We start from the raw sequence: 18,365 nt of genomic DNA on the forward strand, positions 1-18,365 counted from the left end.
GAGCAGCATGCCCCATCTTCATAGCGTTATTCCCCCTTATATTCTTCGTCGTATTATCGAAAGCGGTTCCGAGCCGCAGCAGCGCTGTGCCCGTCAGACCTTAACCCACGTCCAGACGCTGATGGCCCACATGCCCGGCAAACCCGCCGCGCCGCACGTGAATAAAGCCGGACAGCTGGAGCGCGATATCTACGACGCGAAGCAAACCCAGGAACTGCCGGGTACGCAGGTGCGTTACGAAGGCCAGCCGTCGAACGGCGATGTGGCGGTGGATGAAGCCTATAGCTATTTAGGTATTACCCATGATTTCTTCTGGAAAGAATATCAGCGTGATTCGCTCGATAATAAAGGGCTTATTTTGACCGGCACCGTGCATTACGGTCGGGAATATCAGAACGCCTTCTGGAACGGTCAGCAGATGGTATTCGGTGACGGCGACGGGGAAATCTTCAACCGCTTTACCATCGCCATCGACGTGGTGGCGCACGAGCTGAGCCACGGCGTGACCGAGACCGAGGCCGGGCTTATCTATTTTGAACAGTCGGGCGCGCTGAACGAGTCTCTGTCTGACGTGTTTGGCTCGCTGGTGAAACAGTACCATCTGAAGCAAACCGCCGATAAAGCTGACTGGCTCATTGGTGAAGGGCTGCTGGCGAAAGGGATTAACGGCAAAGGGCTGCGCTCGATGTCTGAACCCGGCACCGCCTATGACGATCCTCTGCTCGGCAAAGACCCGCAGCCTGCGCACATGAAAGATTTCATTAAAACGCGCGAGGATAACGGCGGCGTGCATCTGAACTCCGGCATCCCCAACCGGGCATTTTATCTGGCCGCGATGGCGATCGGCGGCTACGCCTGGGAAAAAGCGGGTTATGCCTGGTACGACACGGTTTGCGATCGCAATCTGGCGCAGGATGCGGATTTTGAGGCCTTCGCAAAACTGACGATCGCGCACGGAGAGAAACGCTCCGGCAGCGACGCTGGTGCGGCCATTAAACAAGCCTGGGAACAGGTGGGAGTGTTGTAAATGCAGGTTCCGGAACTGACGGATGACGCCGTGGTTGAGCTGGCCCGGGAAGGCGGCGTCGCTTTTATTCCCAAGCTGAGCGGGCAGCGCACCATCGCGCTCTCCTCGCTCAATGAGGCCCAGCGCCAGCGCCTGGTGAGCATTCTGGAACAGGCTTTTCCCCGCGGCCAGCCGCCAGGACAAGCCTCTTCACCCGGCAGCGGCGACCAGCGCTATTTCCGCATTCAGATTATCTGGACCGGGCAAAATCAGGCGCACTATGCCGACATCATCGTGCTGGTGCCCGAGCAGGAAGCGCCGGAATCGCTGGTCGAGCTGTGGCAGAAGGGCGAAGGCTGCGTCTGCGATTAACCTTCGGCCCGGACAAACTCCACGCGTTTTTTAGAGATAAGACCGTGGCCGTTCTGGCAGAAATAGTCCACCGCGCCGCAGGCTTTTAATACCTGGAGCGGCTGATGGCACTCCGGGCAGCGGGCTTCAAGCGCAATATCTTTATTACAGCTGTCGCAGTGCGCCACCCCGTTCAGGGGCTCAAGCGGTGCTTGGCAATCCGGGCAGGTAATCGTCATGGTGACTCCTTTAAAGCGTTCAGGTCTGCAGTAATTTTACCACGTTACGTTCAGTGCGGGCCACGCAGCTGCTGCTGTAACGCCAGCAGCTGCGTCACCTCCTCGACCCTGCGGCGCGTCGTGCGGCTCACCTCGTGTGGATCCCGTTCAAACAGGCTGTTGGCGCCCAGAATATGCTCTGCAAGACAGTGCTCGTAAATTGTACCGGGGATTTCCCAGCTATGTCGCATGTCGCCATTCACAAGCTCCAGCACATCTTCCGCGCCGCGTCGGTCGTAGCTGATGATCCGCCCGTCGCGCAACCAGAGCCGCAAACCTTTTTGCCCGCCCGCGGGTCCCGCGTATTTGTTAAGCCAGATATCCACCGGCACGCCGCTGATCCTTCCCTGAAGATGCGCCTCGCCTTCCGCCGTGGTCAGGTCGCCTTTTGCGATATCGCGCCCCAGGCGGTCTTTAGCCGTGACGACCTCCAGCGTCATCTCATCATTCCCGCCCAGATAGCGCACCGTTTCGCGCAGCATCGCCAGCACGTGCGTACCGATATCCAGAATCACGCCATCAGGGTGGCGAAGCGTACGCGCGTCCGGCTCGCCCGTGGCAAAGTTAAGCGCAATGGGTTCCCCTGCAGCGTTATATCCGCTCGGCTCCTGCAAAAAACCGTCAATTTTGACGATGTCAGAAAAGGCTGAGACAAGCCCCCGCTTCACCGTTTCAAGGCGACCCATCCAGTGATCGAGCGCCAGCACGCGGGAGGCGGCGTCAGGGTTCGCCAGCAGCGCATTGAGTTTTTCCGTTTGAGGAAGCGTGGAGACAATCGGTTTTTCAACCACGATGCGGGAAACCGATGAGGCGAGAGCCTGTTCAAGCACCTCAAGATGGTGCAGCGACGACGTGGTAATAAACAGGGTATCAAGCGGCTGGGAGAGAAGTTCAGACAGCGTGGCGCAGCGCGTTATGCCCTCCGGCTGTTTTACGGGCTGGATATCAAAGCCTAAACAGTGAGGGGGAGTATCAAAAAGTTTTCGTATTGCGGGCAGGTACGCCGTTTCAACCACGGCCCCAAGACCAACAAACCCTAACAGCATAGTCTTACCTCGTTAAGTAAATTGCCGGGGCATAACCTTACCCCGGCATGATCGAGGTTTATCAGGCGTCAGAGGCCGGCTTAGTCTGCGCATTTTCCAGCATGCGGCGCACCGGAACAATGAGGACGATCAGAACCGCAGCACAAATCAGCAGCGCGATGGAGCAGCGCGCGAAGAGATCGGGCAGCATATCCAGCTGATCGGCCTTCACGTGGCCGCCAATCAGGCCAGCCGCCAGGTTACCCAGCGCACTTGCGCAGAACCACAGGCCCATCATCTGACCGCGCATTCTGTCCGGTGCCAGCAGGGTCATGGTCGCCAGACCAATCGGGCTCAGGCACAGCTCGCCGAGGGTGAGCATCAGAATGCTGCCCACCAGCCAGAACGGGGACACGCCTGCCCCACCGTTGTTCAGCACGTTTTGTGCAGCGAGCATCATCAGGCCAAAACCTGCCGCCGCGCACAGAATACCAATGACAAACTTGGTGATGCTGCTCGGGCGAATGTTCATGCTCGCGAGCTTAGGCCATGCCCAGCTGAACACCGGGGCCAGCAGGATAATAAACAGGGCGTTAATCGACTGGAACCACACCGCCGGGATTTCAAAACTGCCGATCGTACGGTTAGTGTAGTCGTTGGCAAACAGGTTGAACGACGTAGGCTTTTGCTCAAACGCGGACCAGAAGAACGCGGCGGAGACCAGCAGGATAAAGCAGACCAGCAGTCTGGCGCGCTCTTTACGGTTCAGACCCGCGAAAATGAACAGGTAGATAAAATAGAGCGCAACGGAAGCGGCAATCACGTAAACCAGCACGCTGGCAACCGCAACCGGGTTGATCACAATCACGCCCTGCGCAATCAGCGTCACGATGACGGCAACGCCTACCGCCAGCGCCAGCAGCCATGCGCCTACGCCGTTGCGTTTTACCACCGGGCTGTTCCAGGTGGAATCCAGGCCGACTTCGCTGTCGTAGCGTTTCATCGCCGGAACGGCAAAAATGCGGAAGATGATCAGCGCCACCAGCATCCCGATACCGCCGATACCAAAGCCCCAGTGCCAGCCGTGAGATTTAATCAGCCAGCCGGAAATCAATGGCGCAATGAATGAGCCCATGTTGATGCCCATGTAGAACAGCGAAAAGCCGCCGTCACGACGCGCATCGCCCTTTTTGTACAGGGTCCCGACCATCACCGAGATACAGGTTTTGAACAGACCAGAGCCGAGCACAATGAACATCAGGCCGATAAAGAACAGGTTGTCGCCCATAAAGGCAGAGAGCGCAATCGACATGTGGCCGAGCGCAATCAGGATTGATCCGTACCAGACGGCTTTTTGCTGACCGAGCCAGTTATCCGCCAGCCAGCCGCCCGGCAGCGCCGCCAGGTACATGGTACCGGCAAAGATCCCCACAATCGCCGAAGCGTTTTCACGCGCCAGCCCCATCCCGCCGTCATAAACGGTGGCCGCCATAAACAGGATCAGTAGCGGGCGAATGCCGTAAAACGAGAAACGTTCCCACATCTCGGTAAAGAACAGCGAACCGAGCGGATACGGATGGCCGAAGAACGTTCGGCTTTCTTTTTGATTAACAGAGGATTGCATAATTCTCCCGAAAAGGTATGTGTCGTGCTTGTAAACACCAGCATGTACGCCGGCCAGTTACGTATCTGACCGATTTTTTACATGCGGCGAAAAATTAGTTAACCATTTGATAACCAGGCGCTAGTTTTGTCTAGTACCGGACCCTGGACTTTAAGACGAAAATTCGATGATTGTCTACTTTTCTGGATTTAAAGATGGTTAAAAGCGAATAGTGATTGACATCACACAGGGATAGCTGGCGGTGTGAAAGGACGAAAAAAACCCGCGACTGGCGCGGGTTTTGTGAGACAGGCAGTGATTATTTGCTTTTCTTAATATGCTTAATCAAACGCTTACGCTTACGCATCTGGTTTGGCGTCAGGGTGTTACGCTTGTTCGCAAACGGGTTTTCCCCTTCCTTGAACTGAATACGAATAGGCGTACCCATCACGTCCAGGGATTTGCGGAAGTAGTTCATCAGATAGCGCTTGTAGGAATCCGGCAGGTCTTTTACCTGGTTACCGTGAATCACCACGATTGGCGGGTTGTAACCACCGGCGTGAGCATATTTCAGCTTAACGCGACGACCGCGAACCAATGGCGGCTGATGGTCTTCTGCAGCCATGTTCATGATACGGGTCAGCATAGCGGTGCTCTGACGACGGGTCGAGCTGTCATAGGCTTCGCGAACGGATTCGAACAGGTTGCCCACGCCGCTACCGTGCAGCGCAGAGATGAAGTGCACGCGAGCGAAGTCGATAAAGCCCAGACGGAAGTCCAGGGTCTCTTTCACCTGCTCTCTCACTTCGTTGCTCAGGCCATCCCACTTGTTAACCACGATAACCAGTGAGCGCCCACTATTCAGGATAAAGCCGAGCAGAGAGAGATCCTGATCGGAAATACCTTCGCGCGCGTCGATAACCAGCAGCACCACGTTGGCATCTTCGATTGCCTGCAGCGTTTTAATGACGGAGAATTTTTCCACCACGTCAGTGATCTTCCCGCGCTTGCGCACGCCCGCAGTGTCGATGAGGACAAACTCACGTTCATCGCGCTGCATGGGAATGTAGATACTGTCGCGCGTGGTGCCCGGCATGTCGTAAACCACAACGCGCTCTTCACCGAGAATACGGTTAGTAAGCGTAGACTTACCTACGTTTGGACGCCCCACGATAGCCAGCTTGATAGGCAGATCCTGCGGGTTGAAGGTGTCTTCAGGCTCTTCTTCGCCCTCTTCACTTTCTTCGAACTGCGCCCAGTACTCTGCGTCTTCGTCCACTTCTTCCGGTGGATTCACTTCGTCAACCCACGGCAGAAGAACGGTTTCAAGCAGGCTGGTCACGCCACGACCGTGAGAGGCCGCAATCGGGTAGATGTCACCCAGCCCTAAAGACCAGAAATCCGCAACGGCCTGATCGGCATCAATGCCGTCAGTTTTGTTCGCCACCAGGAAGGTTGGCTTTTCACGCGCGCGCAGGTGTTTTGCAATAGCGGAGTCTGCAGGCATCAGGCCAGCACGGGCATCCACCATGAACAGCACCACGTCCGCTTCTTCAATCGCCAGCAGAGACTGTTCCGCCATGCGGGTTTCAACGCCGTCTTCCGTACCGTCAATACCACCGGTATCGATACAGATGAACTCGCGTCCTTCCACCTCTGCACGACCGTACTTACGGTCACGCGTCAGCCCCGGGAAATCCGCAACCAGCGCATCACGGGTGCGTGTTAAACGGTTAAAAAGAGTGGATTTTCCAACGTTAGGGCGCCCGACAAGCGCGACCACAGGTACCATGTTTGAAGCCTCATAAAATTCAAATAAACGTCGCTTTTGCGGCGTTTTTAAAAATGTCAAAACGGCTCCTGAGTGAACAGGAGCCGTTTAGTATACTACAACCGCCGGTTAATTAACGCGTGATCGCGTACAGCGTGCCGTCTTTTGCCTGAATCAGCAGTTTGCCGTCAGCCACAACCGGGTCCGTCAGGAAACCGGAACTGTCGACTTTTTGCTGCGCCGTGAAGCGGCCCGTTTCAGGGTCAATCCAGTGCATGTAACCTTCGCTATCACCCACCACCAGGCTACCGTTGTACAGGGCCGGTGACGTCAGCAGACGGTGCAGCAGATCGCTTTGCGTCCACAGCGTCACGCCACCGTCAGTGCTCAGTGCCAGCAGGCGATCGTTCTGGTCAACCATATAGATACGGTTGCCATCAACAACGAAATCATTCACGGAACCCAGCTCACGTTTCCACATGATCTGGCCGCTGCGCAGGTCCAGCGCGGTCAGGTTGCCGTTGTAGGCCAGGGCGTAAACGACACCGTCAGCGATAACCGGCGTTGTATCTACGTCGCTCAGACGGTCGATCTCAGTAGAACCGGTCGCCTGGGAGATACGCTGCTGCCAAATCATCTGGCCCTGCTGCATCAGCACGGCGCTCACGCGACCGTTGTCACCACCAACAATGGCCGCACCAAACGCCGTTGCCGGCGCGGATTCACCGCGCAGGGAGAGCGCTGGCATATCCAGGTTAACCGTCCATTTTACCAGACCGTCAGCTTCGTTCAGCGCCTGCAGCTGGCCGTTGCTGGTATGAATCAGCACCAGACCGTCGCTCACCACTGGACGAGACAGGGATTCACCGGCAACGGTTGTTTGCCAGGCAATAGAACCGTCGCTGCTGTTCAGCGCATAAACCTGCGCCTTTTCACTACCTACGTAGACGTGACCGCCGGCAACGGTCAGGCCGCCAGACAGCAGTGCAGGCTTACGGGAGAACCAGCCGTCTTTTTCCGCCAGGTTAACGGACCACACCTCTTTCCCGTCGTCGGCATTGACCGCTTTCACGGTGCCTTTACGGTCGGCGGCATAGACAACGCTGTCCGCATATGCCGGATGCAGGTTGGAATAAAAGTCACCAATACCGTCACCCACGGAGACGTCCCAAGCGGTGGACGGCGTAAACTGGTTTTCAACCGTCGGCAGCGGGGACATTTTGACAACATCTTCTTCGCCACTGAACAGTGAACAGCCACTCAATAACGTAACGGAAAGCAGTCCTGGCAGAAGTAATTTACGCAATTGCATCGGGTCCCTCTCAGACGGACAAATTATTTATTTTCATCTGCATCATTTCGCTCAGCGCAGGTGAAGCGTTGCTGTCTACGCCAGCTTGCCACGCTTTACGCGCGCCCGCTTTGTCACCTTTGCTCAGCAGTGCTTCACCGCGAAGATCGGCAACGATGGCAGCAAAGCCTTCGCCTTTGATGGTATCGAGCGTTTTCAGCGCTTCATCAGCTTTTTTCTGCTGAACCTGGATACGCGCCAGGCGCAGAGTGATGACCGCTTTCAGATTATCATCGCTTGCAGCCGCAAGCCCCTGCGACAGCTGTGTAGCGGCTTTGTCCAGCTCGTTCTTATCAACGTACTGCTGAGCCACTTCCAGCGCGGCCAACGCACCGTAGGTGTTTTTATTGTCCGCAGCAAATTTCTCTGCCGCCGTCAGCGTCTGTGGCTGGTCAGCACGAATCGCGCTAACGGTATTTTCGTAGCTCAGAGACGAGCCGCGCGCGGAATCAGCCTGATGGTTGTTCCAGTAGCGCCAGCCAACTAAGGCACCCACACCTAAAATAACCCCAACAACCAGGGCTTTGCCGTTCTCAGCAAAGAAGCGTTTAATCGCATCGACCTGATCGTGTTCGTTTTCGTACATTTCCACGCCGTCTTTCTCCTTAGCCCAATAGAGTGCGCAAGTGCGCCGCAACGCCGTCCTGCGTTACCGTTGTTTGCTCACCAGAGCGCAGGTCTTTTACCACCACTTCGCCGTTAGCCACTTCGGACTCACCCAGCACCAGTGCGATACTTGCGCCCCACTTATCGGCACGAGCAAACTGTTTTTTGAAGTTGCCGCCGCCATGGTTGGTCATCAGCTTAACGTCCGGCAGTGCATCACGCACGCGTTCGGCAAGCTGCATCGCCGCAGGCTGCGTATCCGCACCTGAGGCCACCAGGTATATATCGACAACGGAATCTGCTTTAAATTCCGGATTAACTGCCTGAACCAGCAAAACAAGTCGCTCAAGGCCCATTGCAAAACCGACACCCGGCGCAGCGCGACCACCCAGCTGCTCAACCAGGCCGTCATAACGACCGCCTGCGCAGACCGTTCCTTGCGAACCCAGGCTCGAGGTGACCCATTCAAAAACGGTACGGTTATAGTAGTCCAGACCGCGCACCAGGCGCTGGTTAACGGTATAGGCAATGCCCGCGGCTTCCAGCAGCTTGCACAGGCCGGCAAAGTGCTCGCGTGAATCCTCGTCGAGGTAATCGCCCAGCGCAGGCGCATCGTTCAGCAGCGCCTGTACGTCCGGATTCTTGGAATCGAGAACGCGCAGCGGGTTGCTGTACATACGACGCTTGCAGTCTTCATCAAGCTTGTCTTTATGCTGTTCCAGGAAGGCAACCAGCGCATCGCGGTAGTTAGCGCGCGCTTCAAGAGAGCCAATAGAGTTCAGCTCCAGTGAAACATGCTCAGAGATACCGAGCGCGCGCCACCAGCGGGCAGTCAGCATGATCAGCTCGGCGTCGATGTCTGGCCCCTGCAGGCCGAAGACTTCCACACCCAGCTGGTTGAACTGGCGATAACGGCCTTTCTGCGGACGTTCGTGGCGGAACATTGGGCCGATATACCACAGGCGCTGCTCCTGATTGTACAGAAGACCATGTTCGATGCCGGCGCGTACGCAGCCCGCCGTACCTTCCGGACGCAGGGTCAGGCTGTCGCCGTTGCGATCCTCAAAGGTATACATCTCTTTTTCAACCACGTCGGTCACTTCACCGATAGCGCGTTTGAATAACGGGGTCTGCTCTACAATCGGCAAACGGATTTCGCTGTAACCGTAGCTGCCGAGCACCTGTTTCAGTGTGCCTTCAATGCGCTGCCAGATGGCGGTTTCGCCAGGCAGATAATCGTTCATGCCGCGGATGGCTTGAATGTTCTTTGCCACGTTTATTCTCTTTCTATATACAAAAAAAACCCAAAGAATGGGTTCAATCATACATGGGAAGCTCGCGGCTTCCCATCACGTTATTTTTCAACCTGCTGAACGCTGATGCGCTGCGCTTCATCCAGCATCGTCGCCTTGGCGCGAATGCGGGCTTCAAGCTGGTCGATCATGTCACTATTATCCAGACGATCTTTGCGAACGCCATCTTCATAGAGACCACTTTTCTTGTTGCCGCCGGTCACGCCCAGGGTTGACACCAGCGCTTCGCCCGGACCGTTCACCACGCACCCGATAATGGACACGTCCATAGGGGTGATGATGTCTTCCAGACGCTGCTCCAGGGCATTTACCGTGCCGATCACGTCAAATTCCTGACGCGAACAGGTTGGGCAGGCAATGAAGTTGATCCCGCGCGCGCGGATACGCAGTGATTTCAGGATATCGAAACCGACCTTGATCTCTTCTACCGGATCCGCCGCCAGCGAGACGCGCAGCGTATCACCGATCCCTTCGGAGAGCAGCAGGCCCAGACCAATCGCAGACTTAACAGAACCGCTGCGCAGGCCACCGGCTTCGGTGATCCCAAGGTGCAGCGGCTGTTCGATCTGTTTTGCCAGCAGGCGATAGGACTCTACTGCCAGGAAAACATCGGACGCTTTGACGCTTACCTTGAACTGATCGAAGTTAAGACGATCCAGATGATCTACGTGACGCATGGCGGATTCGAGCAGCGCCTGAGGCGTTGGCTCACCGTATTTTTCCTGGAGATCTTTTTCCAGTGAACCGGCGTTGACGCCGATACGGATAGGAATATTTTTATCGCGGGCGCAGTCCACCACCATGCGGATACGCTCTTCGTTGCCGATGTTGCCTGGGTTAATACGCAGGCAGTCGACGCCGTATTCAGCGACCTTCAGCGCAATGCGGTAGTCGAAGTGAATATCCGCAACCAGCGGCACGCTGACCTGCTGTTTGATCAGCTTAAACGCCTCAGCGGCATCCATTGTCGGCACGGAAACGCGAACAATGTCCGCACCCACGCGCTCTAATGCTTTGATTTGATTGACCGTCGCTTCCACATCCGTGGTGCGCGTATTGGTCATCGACTGGACGGCGATAGGCGCGCCGTCGCCGATTGGCACATTCCCAACGTAAATCCGTTTCGATTTTCTACGTTGAATCGGAGCCTGGTTATGCATGAAAAATCTCCCGCGTAGCCCGTCTGTTACTGTGCTGCTGATTGTTCGGCATTAACGGTAAGACGCGCAACCTGGTTAGTTCTGATAAAGCGGCTCAGGTCGACAGGTTTTCCTTGATACTGGATCTGAACCGCTGCCGGAGCGCCGATTTTAAGTTTATACGGTGCCTGACCGGTTAGGTTTAACGTGCCGTCTTTACGCTGCAGGCCGCTGAACAGCTTTTTGCCCGTTGCGTCGGTCACTTCTAACCAGCAGTCGGCGCTGAAATTCATCACCAGCGCGTTTGGATCGGCAGCAGGCGCTGCGGTGCCGGCCGGGTCCGTAGGCAGTGAAGCGGCACTGTCATTCGCTGTTGCTGCCGGAGCGGTATCAACGTTAGCCTGGGAAGGCGAAACCACCGCGTTCGGGTCCTGAGTTTGAGGCGCAGAGCCCGCGCTGGCCGTGGCTTCTGGCGTCTGTGCAGCATCGGTTGCTGGCGTATCTGTCGCCGCCGTCTGTGGTTCGCTGGAGGTTGCCGCGCCTTCAGTACTCAGAGGCACGCTCTGCGCGTTATCATTTCCGGATTGATTCAGCTCAGCCGAGGACTGATCGGCCATCGTGGTGATCTCTTCCTGCTGCGCCTTGTGATTTTGCCACCACCATGCGCCCGTCAGGCCGACAACCACAAACAGCACCAGCCAGGTAAAGCTCATCAGCCAGCCGTCACGCTTTTTACGACGTTTACCCAGAGAGAAGGTCTGCATCGGCGCAACTTTTGCTGCACGAACCGGCGCCTGCTTCTCCATCATCGGCAGTAATTCTTCTTCGGGGATATGCACCAGTTTTGCGTATGAGCGGATATAACCGCGCAGAAATGTTGAAGCCAGATCGGCAGGCGCCTTATCTTCTTCAATATCGCGAACCGTGGAAACCTTCAGGCACAAGCGTTCTGCAACAGCTTGCTGGCTGAGTCCGAGTTGTTCACGGGCGTTGCGAAGACGAACGCCAGTGGAGAGTGCTTCATTTTGGTCGTGAGTGGCTTCAGTATTCATTCGCTACAACTACTGGTACGTGAAAATAAGGGTTCAGGTGCCGGTGAGTCACAATGCCACCCGCACCGCGAAACTTCTGGTCAGTTAACCTTGAACAGAGAGTATAAGACTGTCAGCCCGGAGATGACAGTGCAGCTCTGCCCGCGTGGCTAAACTGTTGTTACGTCGTTACATACTGCCCGAAAGTCGTATGAAACGCACCGTAATTATTAATCAATCAACACGAATTTGGCTGATTATTCAGTAAGATTATGCTTCACGGCGCAGAGAATGCGCCGTGAAGCATAATAATCAAACAGCTTTGACCGCGATGGTCTCACCCTGCATGCGCTTACGCAGCGTACGTTTGGTACGGTCGATGACGTCGCCCGCCAGCTGTCCGCATGCCGCATCGATATCATCACCACGGGTTTTACGCACGATGGTGGTGAAGCCGTACTCCATTAATACCTTGGAGAAGCGGTCAATTCGGCTGTTCGAGCTACGGCCGTACGGCGCGCCCGGGAACGGGTTCCATGGGATCAGGTTAATCTTACACGGCGTATCTTTCAGCAGCTCCGCCAGCTCGTGCGCGTGCTCGGTGCCGTCGTTCACGTGATCGAGCATCACGTATTCGATGGTCACGCGGCCCTGGTTCGCATTGGATTTTTCCAGGTAACGGCGAACACCGGCGAGGAAGGTTTCGATGTTGTACTTTTTGTTGATCGGTACAATTTCGTCACGGATGGCATCGTTCGGCGCATGCAGGGAGATGGCCAGCGCCACGTCAATCATGTCGCCGAGTTTGTCCAGAGCAGGCACTACGCCAGAGGTAGAGAGCGTTACGCGACGCTTGGACAGACCAAAACCGAAGTCGTCGAGCATGATTTCCATCGCCGGAACCACGTTGGTCAGGTTCAGCAGCGGCTCGCCCATCCCCATCATCACCACGTTGGTGATTGGACGGGTGCCGGTCACTTTTGCCGCGCCAACGATCTTCGCAGCACGCCACACCTGGCCGATAATTTCAGACACGCGCAGGTTACGGTTAAAGCCTTGCTGCGCGGTAGAGCAGAATTTGCACTCCAGCGCGCATCCTACCTGAGAAGAGACGCACAGCGTGGCGCGGTCATCTTCCGGAATATAGACAGTCTCAACGCGCTGATCGCCCACGGCAATCGCCCACTTGATGGTGCCATCGGATGAGCGCTGTTCTTCCACGACTTCAGGAGCGCGGATTTCAGCCACTTCTTTGAGCTTGTTGCGCAGCACTTTGTTGATGTCCGTCATGTCATCAAAGTTGTCGCTGCAATAGTGGTACATCCATTTCATTACCTGATCGGCACGAAACGGCTTCTCACCCATATCTTTGAAGAACTCGCGCATCTGCTGACGGTTCAGATCCAGCAGGTTGATTTTTCCATTTTTATTTGGAACCGCAGGAATGGCGACTTCGGAGGTATTCACTAATTCAGACATAATTTTTTCCGGCCTCGTTGTTACACGTTATGGCCCGTGGAGGGTTGAAAAGAAACGCCCCGGAAAGCAGTTTGCTCATCCGGGGCGTTGCATTGTACAAAGTCTGGCGCAGGGATGCCACGTTTGCACGCGGCATTTACGAAAATATTAGCGAGTGCGAGCGCACACTTCGCCTTCTGCGAAGAAGAACGCGATTTCGCGAGCGGCAGATTCAACAGAGTCGGAACCGTGGGTGCCGTTCTCGGTGAAGCTGTCCGCGTAGTCCGCGCGCAGAGTACCTGCCAGCGCGTTGTCCGGGTTGGTTGCACCCAGCAGGTCGCGGTGACGCTGTACCGCGTTTTCGCCTTCCAGTACGGATACGACGATCGGGCCAGAAGTCATGAACTCGACCAGACCGTCAAAGAATGGGCGACCTTCGTGCTCAGCATAGAAACCGCGAGCCTGCTCAACGGTCAGGTGCAGCATTTTGGTGCCAACGATCTTAAACCCTGCTGATTCAAAGCGAGAGAAGATGCTGCCAATAACGTTTTTTGCCACCGCGTTTGGCTTGATGATGGAAAAAGTACGTTCAATAGCCATGATAACCTCTGTCAAATGTTCTGTTGTTTTGCATACCGGAGTATGGTGTGGCGCGGATTATAATGAGCAATAGCGCCATTGCCTATGGTTCCACATAACATTTTTTTAAAATGAGACGAATATTAGCAACAGTCCGGGTTTCTCATGCCGTGCGGGTGGTGCAGACAAAGCGCACACTGCTTCTGGTCAGGATGAAACGACCAGAACGGACGGTGACACGCGGTACAGGTAGCCGCATACGTCGGATAGGTTGTTATCGATGCTTTCGATTCTTTATTCGTTACCTCAAGCGCGTGATGCTGACAGACCGCCTCGCATCCTCCGCAGCCGGTACAGCGTGCAGCCTCGACGATCAGCACGTGCTGCTCAAAACGAATCGCGTTTTCAGAGCAGCTTCGCCAGCAGGCACCGCACAGCATGCATTTCTCGGCGTTGAGAACAATATCCGCTTCACTGATATCGGGGAAAGCCGCACGCTGCGCTCGTTTCCCGGGCTGCACGGCGCAGGCCGTAACGTCCTCTTGCGGGATATGAATAAGCGCCCGACGCGCGACGTTTACCTCATATTTCTCCCAGGGTTTAAAACCCCAGACGGTTTCACCTCGTCGACGCAGGACAAGGTTAAGCCCGGCAAGCGCCGTCATCCATGCGGGATATTGCTCCGCTTCAAGGCTGATAAAGCGAACGCCATGCACCGCGTGCCAGAGCAACAATTCGTGAATGGTGGCCGCGCGTGCGGTAAAAGGCCCAGCGAGCGTGTCGTTCTTGAGAAATCGTTTTCGCGGCGCGATGCCGGTAATCGCCTCTGTCGGACAGACAAACAGGCAGTCACCGCATTCTATGCAGAGGCTTTTCTCTATCGAGACGCCGGTATCCGAAAACGAGAAGACCTGCGCGGGACAAACGTCCGCACAGGCACGACAGGAGGCGCGGCGGAAGCGGCGACGGACGCATTCCTGCGTCACGTCCACCGCCGGGCCAAAGCTCAGATCCACCATCAGCCGATACTGAAGAAAACGAAGCGCAGCATCAGTTCGCCGACAATCAGCAGTGCGCTCCCTATCAGCATCGTGCCGCGTGCGGACTTCAGCCCACCCGCTGCAAAGCAGAGCATGCCGAGAACGGAGACGCACCAGCTCAGCAAGTGTACGGCGCGAAGCTGTTCAAGCATCTGCAAAGGAGCATGCGGGAACGTCACGACGCTGCTGTCAGCGGCGTAAATATCAGCCAGCCAGACGGGTTGCATAAGCAGGCGTGCAAGGACCAGCAGAACGACAATCGCGACCGCAGCGCGGTGATTTTTTGCCCTGGCAGCCATACAGGCCGAACCCATAATCCCCACCGATCCCATAAACAGCACCAGCGTGTTAACGTGCTGCCACGTCACGACGGAGGCATGCATGTAGATTTGCGCCATGCAGAACACATCCACCAGTCCAATAATACCCGCAACAACCAGAAGCAGCTTCCAGCCGGGCTTATTCGCAAACAAGAGCAGAATTGCAAGGCCCAGCGCCGCCAGATAGAGGCTGGCAAAAATGATTTCACGGCTCAGCCAGGAGCTGGAAACATGGCGCAGCGCGTTCAGGGCATTAAGCGGGTAGCCCATATGCAGCGCCGAGGCGAGAAGCCCAAGGCTGGCAAGAACAAACGCCCCCGCGGCGGCGGATATCACGCTGCGCGGCGAAGAGGTCGCGCTACCAAGCGCCAGCCAGAGCGTCACGCCAACCGATCCCTGCAGGAATAGTGTAAATATCAGCAGCGGCAACTCATGCATGATGTTTCCCCTCTTTCTCTGAACCCGAATGCGCCTTGATGACCAGATTCGGTTTTGTGATGGAGGAATCAGGTAAGCCCTTTACGTCACAGACCGTACCGTACTTCGCCCGTAGTTCATCTATCGGGCCGAATTTGATTGCTTCCAGCGGACAGGTTGCCACGCAGACGGGCTGCTCCCCCTTAGCCTGCAGATCCACGCAGAGATCGCATTTCGACATCTGTCCGGTTTGCTCGTTGAGCTGTGGCGCGCCGTACGGGCATGACCATGCGCAGTATCCGCATCCAACGCACTTGTCCGTATCAACGCGCACGATGCCATCCCCCGGCCGCTTGTGCATCGCGGTGGTCGGGCAGTTTTTAGTACAGATGGGATCTGCACAGTGGTTACAGGAAATAGAGAGCGTGTAGGCAAAAACGTTATTGCTGACGCCGCCCTGGCCGGTTGGGATGAAGTTTCCGCCGTTGACTTCGTACACGCGGCGGAACCGACGCCCGACTTCAAGATTATTTTTATCTTTGCAGGCCACCTGGCAGGCTTTACACCCGGAGCAGCGCGACGAGTCGATATAAAAGCCCAGCTGTTTGTCGCTGACCGGCGCGTAGTGTTTGAACTGACTCATGCTTTCGCTACCTCCACCAGCATGGTTTGATGTGAATTCCCTTTCGCCAGCGCGGTGATACGGGCTGAACTGAGCACGTTCGCGCAACCGCCTTTATCAATACCCTGCTCGTCCGGCTGCCACCAGGCACCCGCCTGCATCGCCACCACGCCCGGAATAATGCGCGGCGTAACCTCCGCGGGGATCTCGCATACGCCGCGCGCGTTATGAATACGCACGGCGTCGCCCTGGGCTATACCGCGCTGTTGTGCATCCTGCGGGTTAATCCACAGCTTCTGCTGCTGCGCCTCAATCAGCCACGGGTTGGCATACTGCGTCGAATTGGCGCGGTTTTTACCTTTCCAGGTAATCAGCTGGAGCGGGAAGGTTTTCGTCAGCTCATCCTCCGGCCCCTCGTGGGCAGGCACATAGTGCGACAGCGCCGGAATTTCCGGATGATGCATGTCGTACAGGCGCTTCGAGAAGATCTCAATCTTCCCGGACGGCGTCGGGAACGGGTGATGTTGCGGATCGCGTATGTTGTCTTCAAAGGCGACGAACGGCGCGCTTTTGAACAGATGCTGACGCGTTTTTTGCAGCGTTGCGAAGTCGGGAAGATTTTCGTCCGGCATCGCCAGCCGCGTTTGCTCCCAGATGTGCTCAATCCAGCCCTTCTCGTCCCGCCCCTCGCTGAATGCATGCTCTATGCCCAGCTTAGCGGCAACGTCGCGCAGCCAGTCGTAGTCCGAACGGCGTTCAAATTCGGGTTCAATCAGTTTTTCTGAAAGGATGAGATAGCTTGCCGTGCCCCAGGTTTCCCCAATGTTCCAGCGCTCCATAAAGCTGGTTTCCGGCAGCAGCAGATCGGCGTATTTTGCGCTTGGCGTCATGAACAGATCGCTTGCGACGATAAACTGAATTTTCGACTCATCTTTCAGAACGCGCGTGGCCTGGTGAAGATCAGGGTTCTGGTTCGCCAGGTAGTTGCCCGCCAGCGAGAACAGAATACGAATATTGCTATCGAGCTTCTCGGCATCCTTCAAGCCGACGTCCGGCGTTACCTTTGACGCATCATCGGCGGCCTGAACCCAGTTCATCACCGATATTTTGGCTTTCACCGGGTTATCCGGCATCTCGGGGCCCGCCGCAAATTTTCGGTTAGCGCAGCCGCCGTAGCCTGCCGCCCAACCGCCTTTCACCCCGACGTTGCCGGTCAGGGTTGCCAGTAACGTCGAGCCGCGCGCGGTGCGCTCGCCGCAGTTATGTCGCTGCGGTCCCCAGCCCTGAATCAGCGCGGCGGGTTTGGTGGTTGCGTAGTCCCGCGCCAGCTGGCGGATGGTCTGCGCAGGCACGTGGGTGATTTTTTCCGCCCACTCTGGCGTTTTCGCCACGCCGTCTTTGGCACCGCTCAGATAGGCGAACAGAGATTCATTGGCCGGTACGCCTTCCGGCATAGAGGACTCGTCAAAGCCCAGGGTATAGCGGTCGATAAACTCGCGATCGTGCAGATTTTCCGTGACGATCGTGTACATCATCGCATCCATTAGCGCGTTATCGGTAGTGGGAAGCAGCGGTATCCATTGATCGGCAAGCGATGAAACGGTATCGGAATAACGGGGATCGACCACAATAAATCGGGTGCCGTTTTGCTTCATCTTCTGGAAGAAGTAGTTGCTGTGGCCGAATATGGTCTCCGTAGGGTTATGCCCCCAGAGGATGACCAGCTTTGTGTCCAGTAACGTATCCAGCGAACTGCCGCTGGCGGCGGTGCCGTAGGTATAAGGCGTTGCCGCCGCCGTGTTGCCCATACTGACCGAGTGATAACTTTCAAGATAGCCACCGGTCATGTTGAGCAGACGACGGACCATTTTATCGCCGGAAAAGGTGCCGCCTGAAACCGCAGTGCCCACATGGACATAGCGCGATGCGGCGCCATATTTTTGTGTAAGCGTTTTTAATTGGCTGGCAATAAGCGTGGTGGCTTCATCCCATGAAATACGTTCGAACTTACCTTCCCCGCGTTTTCCCACGCGCTTCATCGGATATTTCAGACGGTCTGGATGATATACAAATTTTCTGTAGGCGCGACCACGAACGCAGGCGCGCATAACGGGCATTTGAGGATCTAATTCATTATCCGGACGCGTGGAGATTCGGGTGACTACGCCGTCGCTAACGTGAGCGCGGATATCGCATTTTCCGCCACAGTCAAACGTGCTGCACGTCTGTACAACTTTTTCCTCAGGCAGGCTCTCTGATGATGCCGGGACCTTTGCCTGCACGTTTCCCGTCGTCACAACAAACGGCAGGGTCGCCAGTGCCGACCCTGCCTGAATAAAATGACGACGAGAAATACCGTGTAATAAGTCTTCTTCCTGACTTTTATCTTTGTTCATTGCTCGTTCCTTCAAATAAAAACGCATTCTCGGGTTTTTGAAGGAACGAGCATTTGATA

At 55.9% G+C, this 18,365-nt stretch carries 17 protein-coding genes; 2 read left to right on the forward strand and 15 right to left on the reverse strand.

All coding sequences use genetic code 11. The features are described 5' to 3' along the window. Positions 1-7: 7 nt before the first annotated feature. The gene (locus tag VPX56_RS16290; RefSeq protein WP_326467659.1) at positions 8-1,027 is read left to right on the forward strand and encodes a M4 family metallopeptidase; all 1,020 of its coding nucleotides are present in this window, start codon (positions 8-10) and stop codon (positions 1,025-1,027) included. Continuing rightward, entirely contained in the window at positions 1,028-1,378 is a 351-nt protein-coding gene (locus VPX56_RS16295) for a protealysin inhibitor emfourin (RefSeq protein WP_006811517.1), read from the forward strand. On the opposite strand, the gene VPX56_RS16300 is transcribed toward VPX56_RS16295, so the two are convergent. From VPX56_RS16300 to VPX56_RS16370, 15 genes are all read right to left on the reverse strand, one after another. Further along, positions 1,375-1,596: a zinc ribbon domain-containing protein gene (locus VPX56_RS16300; RefSeq protein ID WP_202781856.1), complete on the reverse strand. Its 222-nt coding sequence runs from the start codon at positions 1,594-1,596 to the stop codon at positions 1,375-1,377. The genes VPX56_RS16295 and VPX56_RS16300 overlap by 4 nt on opposite strands. A 50-nt stretch (positions 1,597-1,646) precedes the next feature. Continuing rightward, complete coding sequence (locus tag VPX56_RS16305) at positions 1,647-2,681, reverse strand: Gfo/Idh/MocA family oxidoreductase (RefSeq protein ID WP_326467663.1); 1,035 nt, start codon at positions 2,679-2,681, stop codon at positions 1,647-1,649. Between the two features lie 61 nt (positions 2,682-2,742). Continuing rightward, on the reverse strand, positions 2,743-4,284 hold the full coding sequence (locus VPX56_RS16310; protein ID WP_326467665.1) for a peptide MFS transporter: 1,542 nt from the start codon (positions 4,282-4,284) through the stop codon (positions 2,743-2,745). Between the two features lie 298 nt (positions 4,285-4,582). Beyond that, on the reverse strand, positions 4,583-6,055 hold the full coding sequence (gene der / locus VPX56_RS16315) for a ribosome biogenesis GTPase Der (protein ID WP_131635831.1): 1,473 nt from the start codon (positions 6,053-6,055) through the stop codon (positions 4,583-4,585). Positions 6,056-6,167: 112 nt separating this feature from the next. Continuing rightward, on the reverse strand, positions 6,168-7,346 hold the full coding sequence (gene bamB, locus VPX56_RS16320; RefSeq protein WP_326467668.1) for an outer membrane protein assembly factor BamB: 1,179 nt from the start codon (positions 7,344-7,346) through the stop codon (positions 6,168-6,170). Between the two features lie 10 nt (positions 7,347-7,356). Continuing rightward, on the reverse strand, positions 7,357-7,977 hold the full coding sequence (locus tag VPX56_RS16325; RefSeq protein ID WP_326467670.1) for a YfgM family protein: 621 nt from the start codon (positions 7,975-7,977) through the stop codon (positions 7,357-7,359). Between the two features lie 13 nt (positions 7,978-7,990). Next, positions 7,991-9,265, reverse strand: a complete 1,275-nt coding sequence (gene hisS, locus VPX56_RS16330) for a histidine--tRNA ligase (RefSeq protein WP_131635834.1) — start codon at positions 9,263-9,265, stop codon at positions 7,991-7,993. A gap of 80 nt (positions 9,266-9,345) precedes the next feature. Then, on the reverse strand, positions 9,346-10,464 hold the full coding sequence (gene ispG / locus VPX56_RS16335) for a flavodoxin-dependent (E)-4-hydroxy-3-methylbut-2-enyl-diphosphate synthase (RefSeq protein WP_131635835.1): 1,119 nt from the start codon (positions 10,462-10,464) through the stop codon (positions 9,346-9,348). A gap of 26 nt (positions 10,465-10,490) precedes the next feature. Continuing rightward, complete coding sequence (rodZ, locus tag VPX56_RS16340) at positions 10,491-11,495, reverse strand: cytoskeleton protein RodZ (RefSeq protein ID WP_263609757.1); 1,005 nt, start codon at positions 11,493-11,495, stop codon at positions 10,491-10,493. Between the two features lie 291 nt (positions 11,496-11,786). Further along, positions 11,787-12,953, reverse strand: a complete 1,167-nt coding sequence (locus tag VPX56_RS16345; RefSeq protein WP_089597809.1) for a dual-specificity RNA methyltransferase RlmN — start codon at positions 12,951-12,953, stop codon at positions 11,787-11,789. A gap of 147 nt (positions 12,954-13,100) precedes the next feature. Then, positions 13,101-13,532, reverse strand: a complete 432-nt coding sequence (ndk, locus tag VPX56_RS16350) for a nucleoside-diphosphate kinase (RefSeq protein ID WP_131635837.1) — start codon at positions 13,530-13,532, stop codon at positions 13,101-13,103. Positions 13,533-13,654: 122 nt separating this feature from the next. Further along, positions 13,655-14,530, reverse strand: a complete 876-nt coding sequence (locus VPX56_RS16355) for a 4Fe-4S binding protein (protein ID WP_326467676.1) — start codon at positions 14,528-14,530, stop codon at positions 13,655-13,657. Further along, positions 14,530-15,309, reverse strand: a complete 780-nt coding sequence (locus VPX56_RS16360) for a dimethyl sulfoxide reductase anchor subunit family protein (RefSeq protein WP_326467678.1) — start codon at positions 15,307-15,309, stop codon at positions 14,530-14,532. The genes VPX56_RS16355 and VPX56_RS16360 overlap by 1 nt, the downstream gene beginning before the upstream one ends. Further along, entirely contained in the window at positions 15,302-15,931 is a 630-nt protein-coding gene (locus VPX56_RS16365; RefSeq protein ID WP_131635840.1) for a DMSO/selenate family reductase complex B subunit, read from the reverse strand. Before VPX56_RS16365 ends, VPX56_RS16360 begins: the two co-directional genes overlap by 8 nt. Further along, a complete protein-coding gene (locus VPX56_RS16370) occupies positions 15,928-18,306 on the reverse strand; it encodes a DMSO/selenate family reductase complex A subunit (RefSeq protein ID WP_326467681.1) in 2,379 nt (792 codons plus the stop codon). Before VPX56_RS16370 ends, VPX56_RS16365 begins: the two co-directional genes overlap by 4 nt. Between the last annotated feature and the right edge of the window lie 59 nt (positions 18,307-18,365).

Origin of the sequence: Enterobacter wuhouensis (genome assembly GCF_035835995.1) — a bacterium.
GTDB classification, from domain to species: Bacteria; Pseudomonadota; Gammaproteobacteria; order Enterobacterales; family Enterobacteriaceae; genus Enterobacter; species Enterobacter wuhouensis.

Bases quoted from the DNA above. Each gene is read 5' to 3' on its own strand.
- rodZ (WP_263609757.1), bottom strand. From the start codon at position 11,495: ATGAATACTGAAGCCACTCACGACCAAAATGAAGCACTCTCCACTGGC.
- VPX56_RS16295 (WP_006811517.1), top strand. From the start codon at position 1,028: ATGCAGGTTCCGGAACTGACGGATGACGCCGTGGTTGAGCTGGCCCGG.
- bamB (WP_326467668.1), bottom strand. From the start codon at position 7,346: ATGCAATTGCGTAAATTACTTCTGCCAGGACTGCTTTCCGTTACGTTA.
- VPX56_RS16365 (WP_131635840.1), bottom strand. From the start codon at position 15,931: ATGAGTCAGTTCAAACACTACGCGCCGGTCAGCGACAAACAGCTGGGC.
- VPX56_RS16370 (WP_326467681.1), bottom strand. From the start codon at position 18,306: ATGAACAAAGATAAAAGTCAGGAAGAAGACTTATTACACGGTATTTCT.
- ispG (WP_131635835.1), bottom strand. From the start codon at position 10,464: ATGCATAACCAGGCTCCGATTCAACGTAGAAAATCGAAACGGATTTAC.
- VPX56_RS16345 (WP_089597809.1), bottom strand. From the start codon at position 12,953: ATGTCTGAATTAGTGAATACCTCCGAAGTCGCCATTCCTGCGGTTCCA.
- VPX56_RS16360 (WP_326467678.1), bottom strand. From the start codon at position 15,309: ATGCATGAGTTGCCGCTGCTGATATTTACACTATTCCTGCAGGGATCG.
- VPX56_RS16305 (WP_326467663.1), bottom strand. From the start codon at position 2,681: ATGCTGTTAGGGTTTGTTGGTCTTGGGGCCGTGGTTGAAACGGCGTAC.
- VPX56_RS16310 (WP_326467665.1), bottom strand. From the start codon at position 4,284: ATGCAATCCTCTGTTAATCAAAAAGAAAGCCGAACGTTCTTCGGCCAT.
- VPX56_RS16300 (WP_202781856.1), bottom strand. From the start codon at position 1,596: ATGACGATTACCTGCCCGGATTGCCAAGCACCGCTTGAGCCCCTGAAC.
- der (WP_131635831.1), bottom strand. From the start codon at position 6,055: ATGGTACCTGTGGTCGCGCTTGTCGGGCGCCCTAACGTTGGAAAATCC.
- ndk (WP_131635837.1), bottom strand. From the start codon at position 13,532: ATGGCTATTGAACGTACTTTTTCCATCATCAAGCCAAACGCGGTGGCA.
- VPX56_RS16355 (WP_326467676.1), bottom strand. From the start codon at position 14,530: ATGGTGGATCTGAGCTTTGGCCCGGCGGTGGACGTGACGCAGGAATGC.
- VPX56_RS16290 (WP_326467659.1), top strand. From the start codon at position 8: ATGCCCCATCTTCATAGCGTTATTCCCCCTTATATTCTTCGTCGTATT.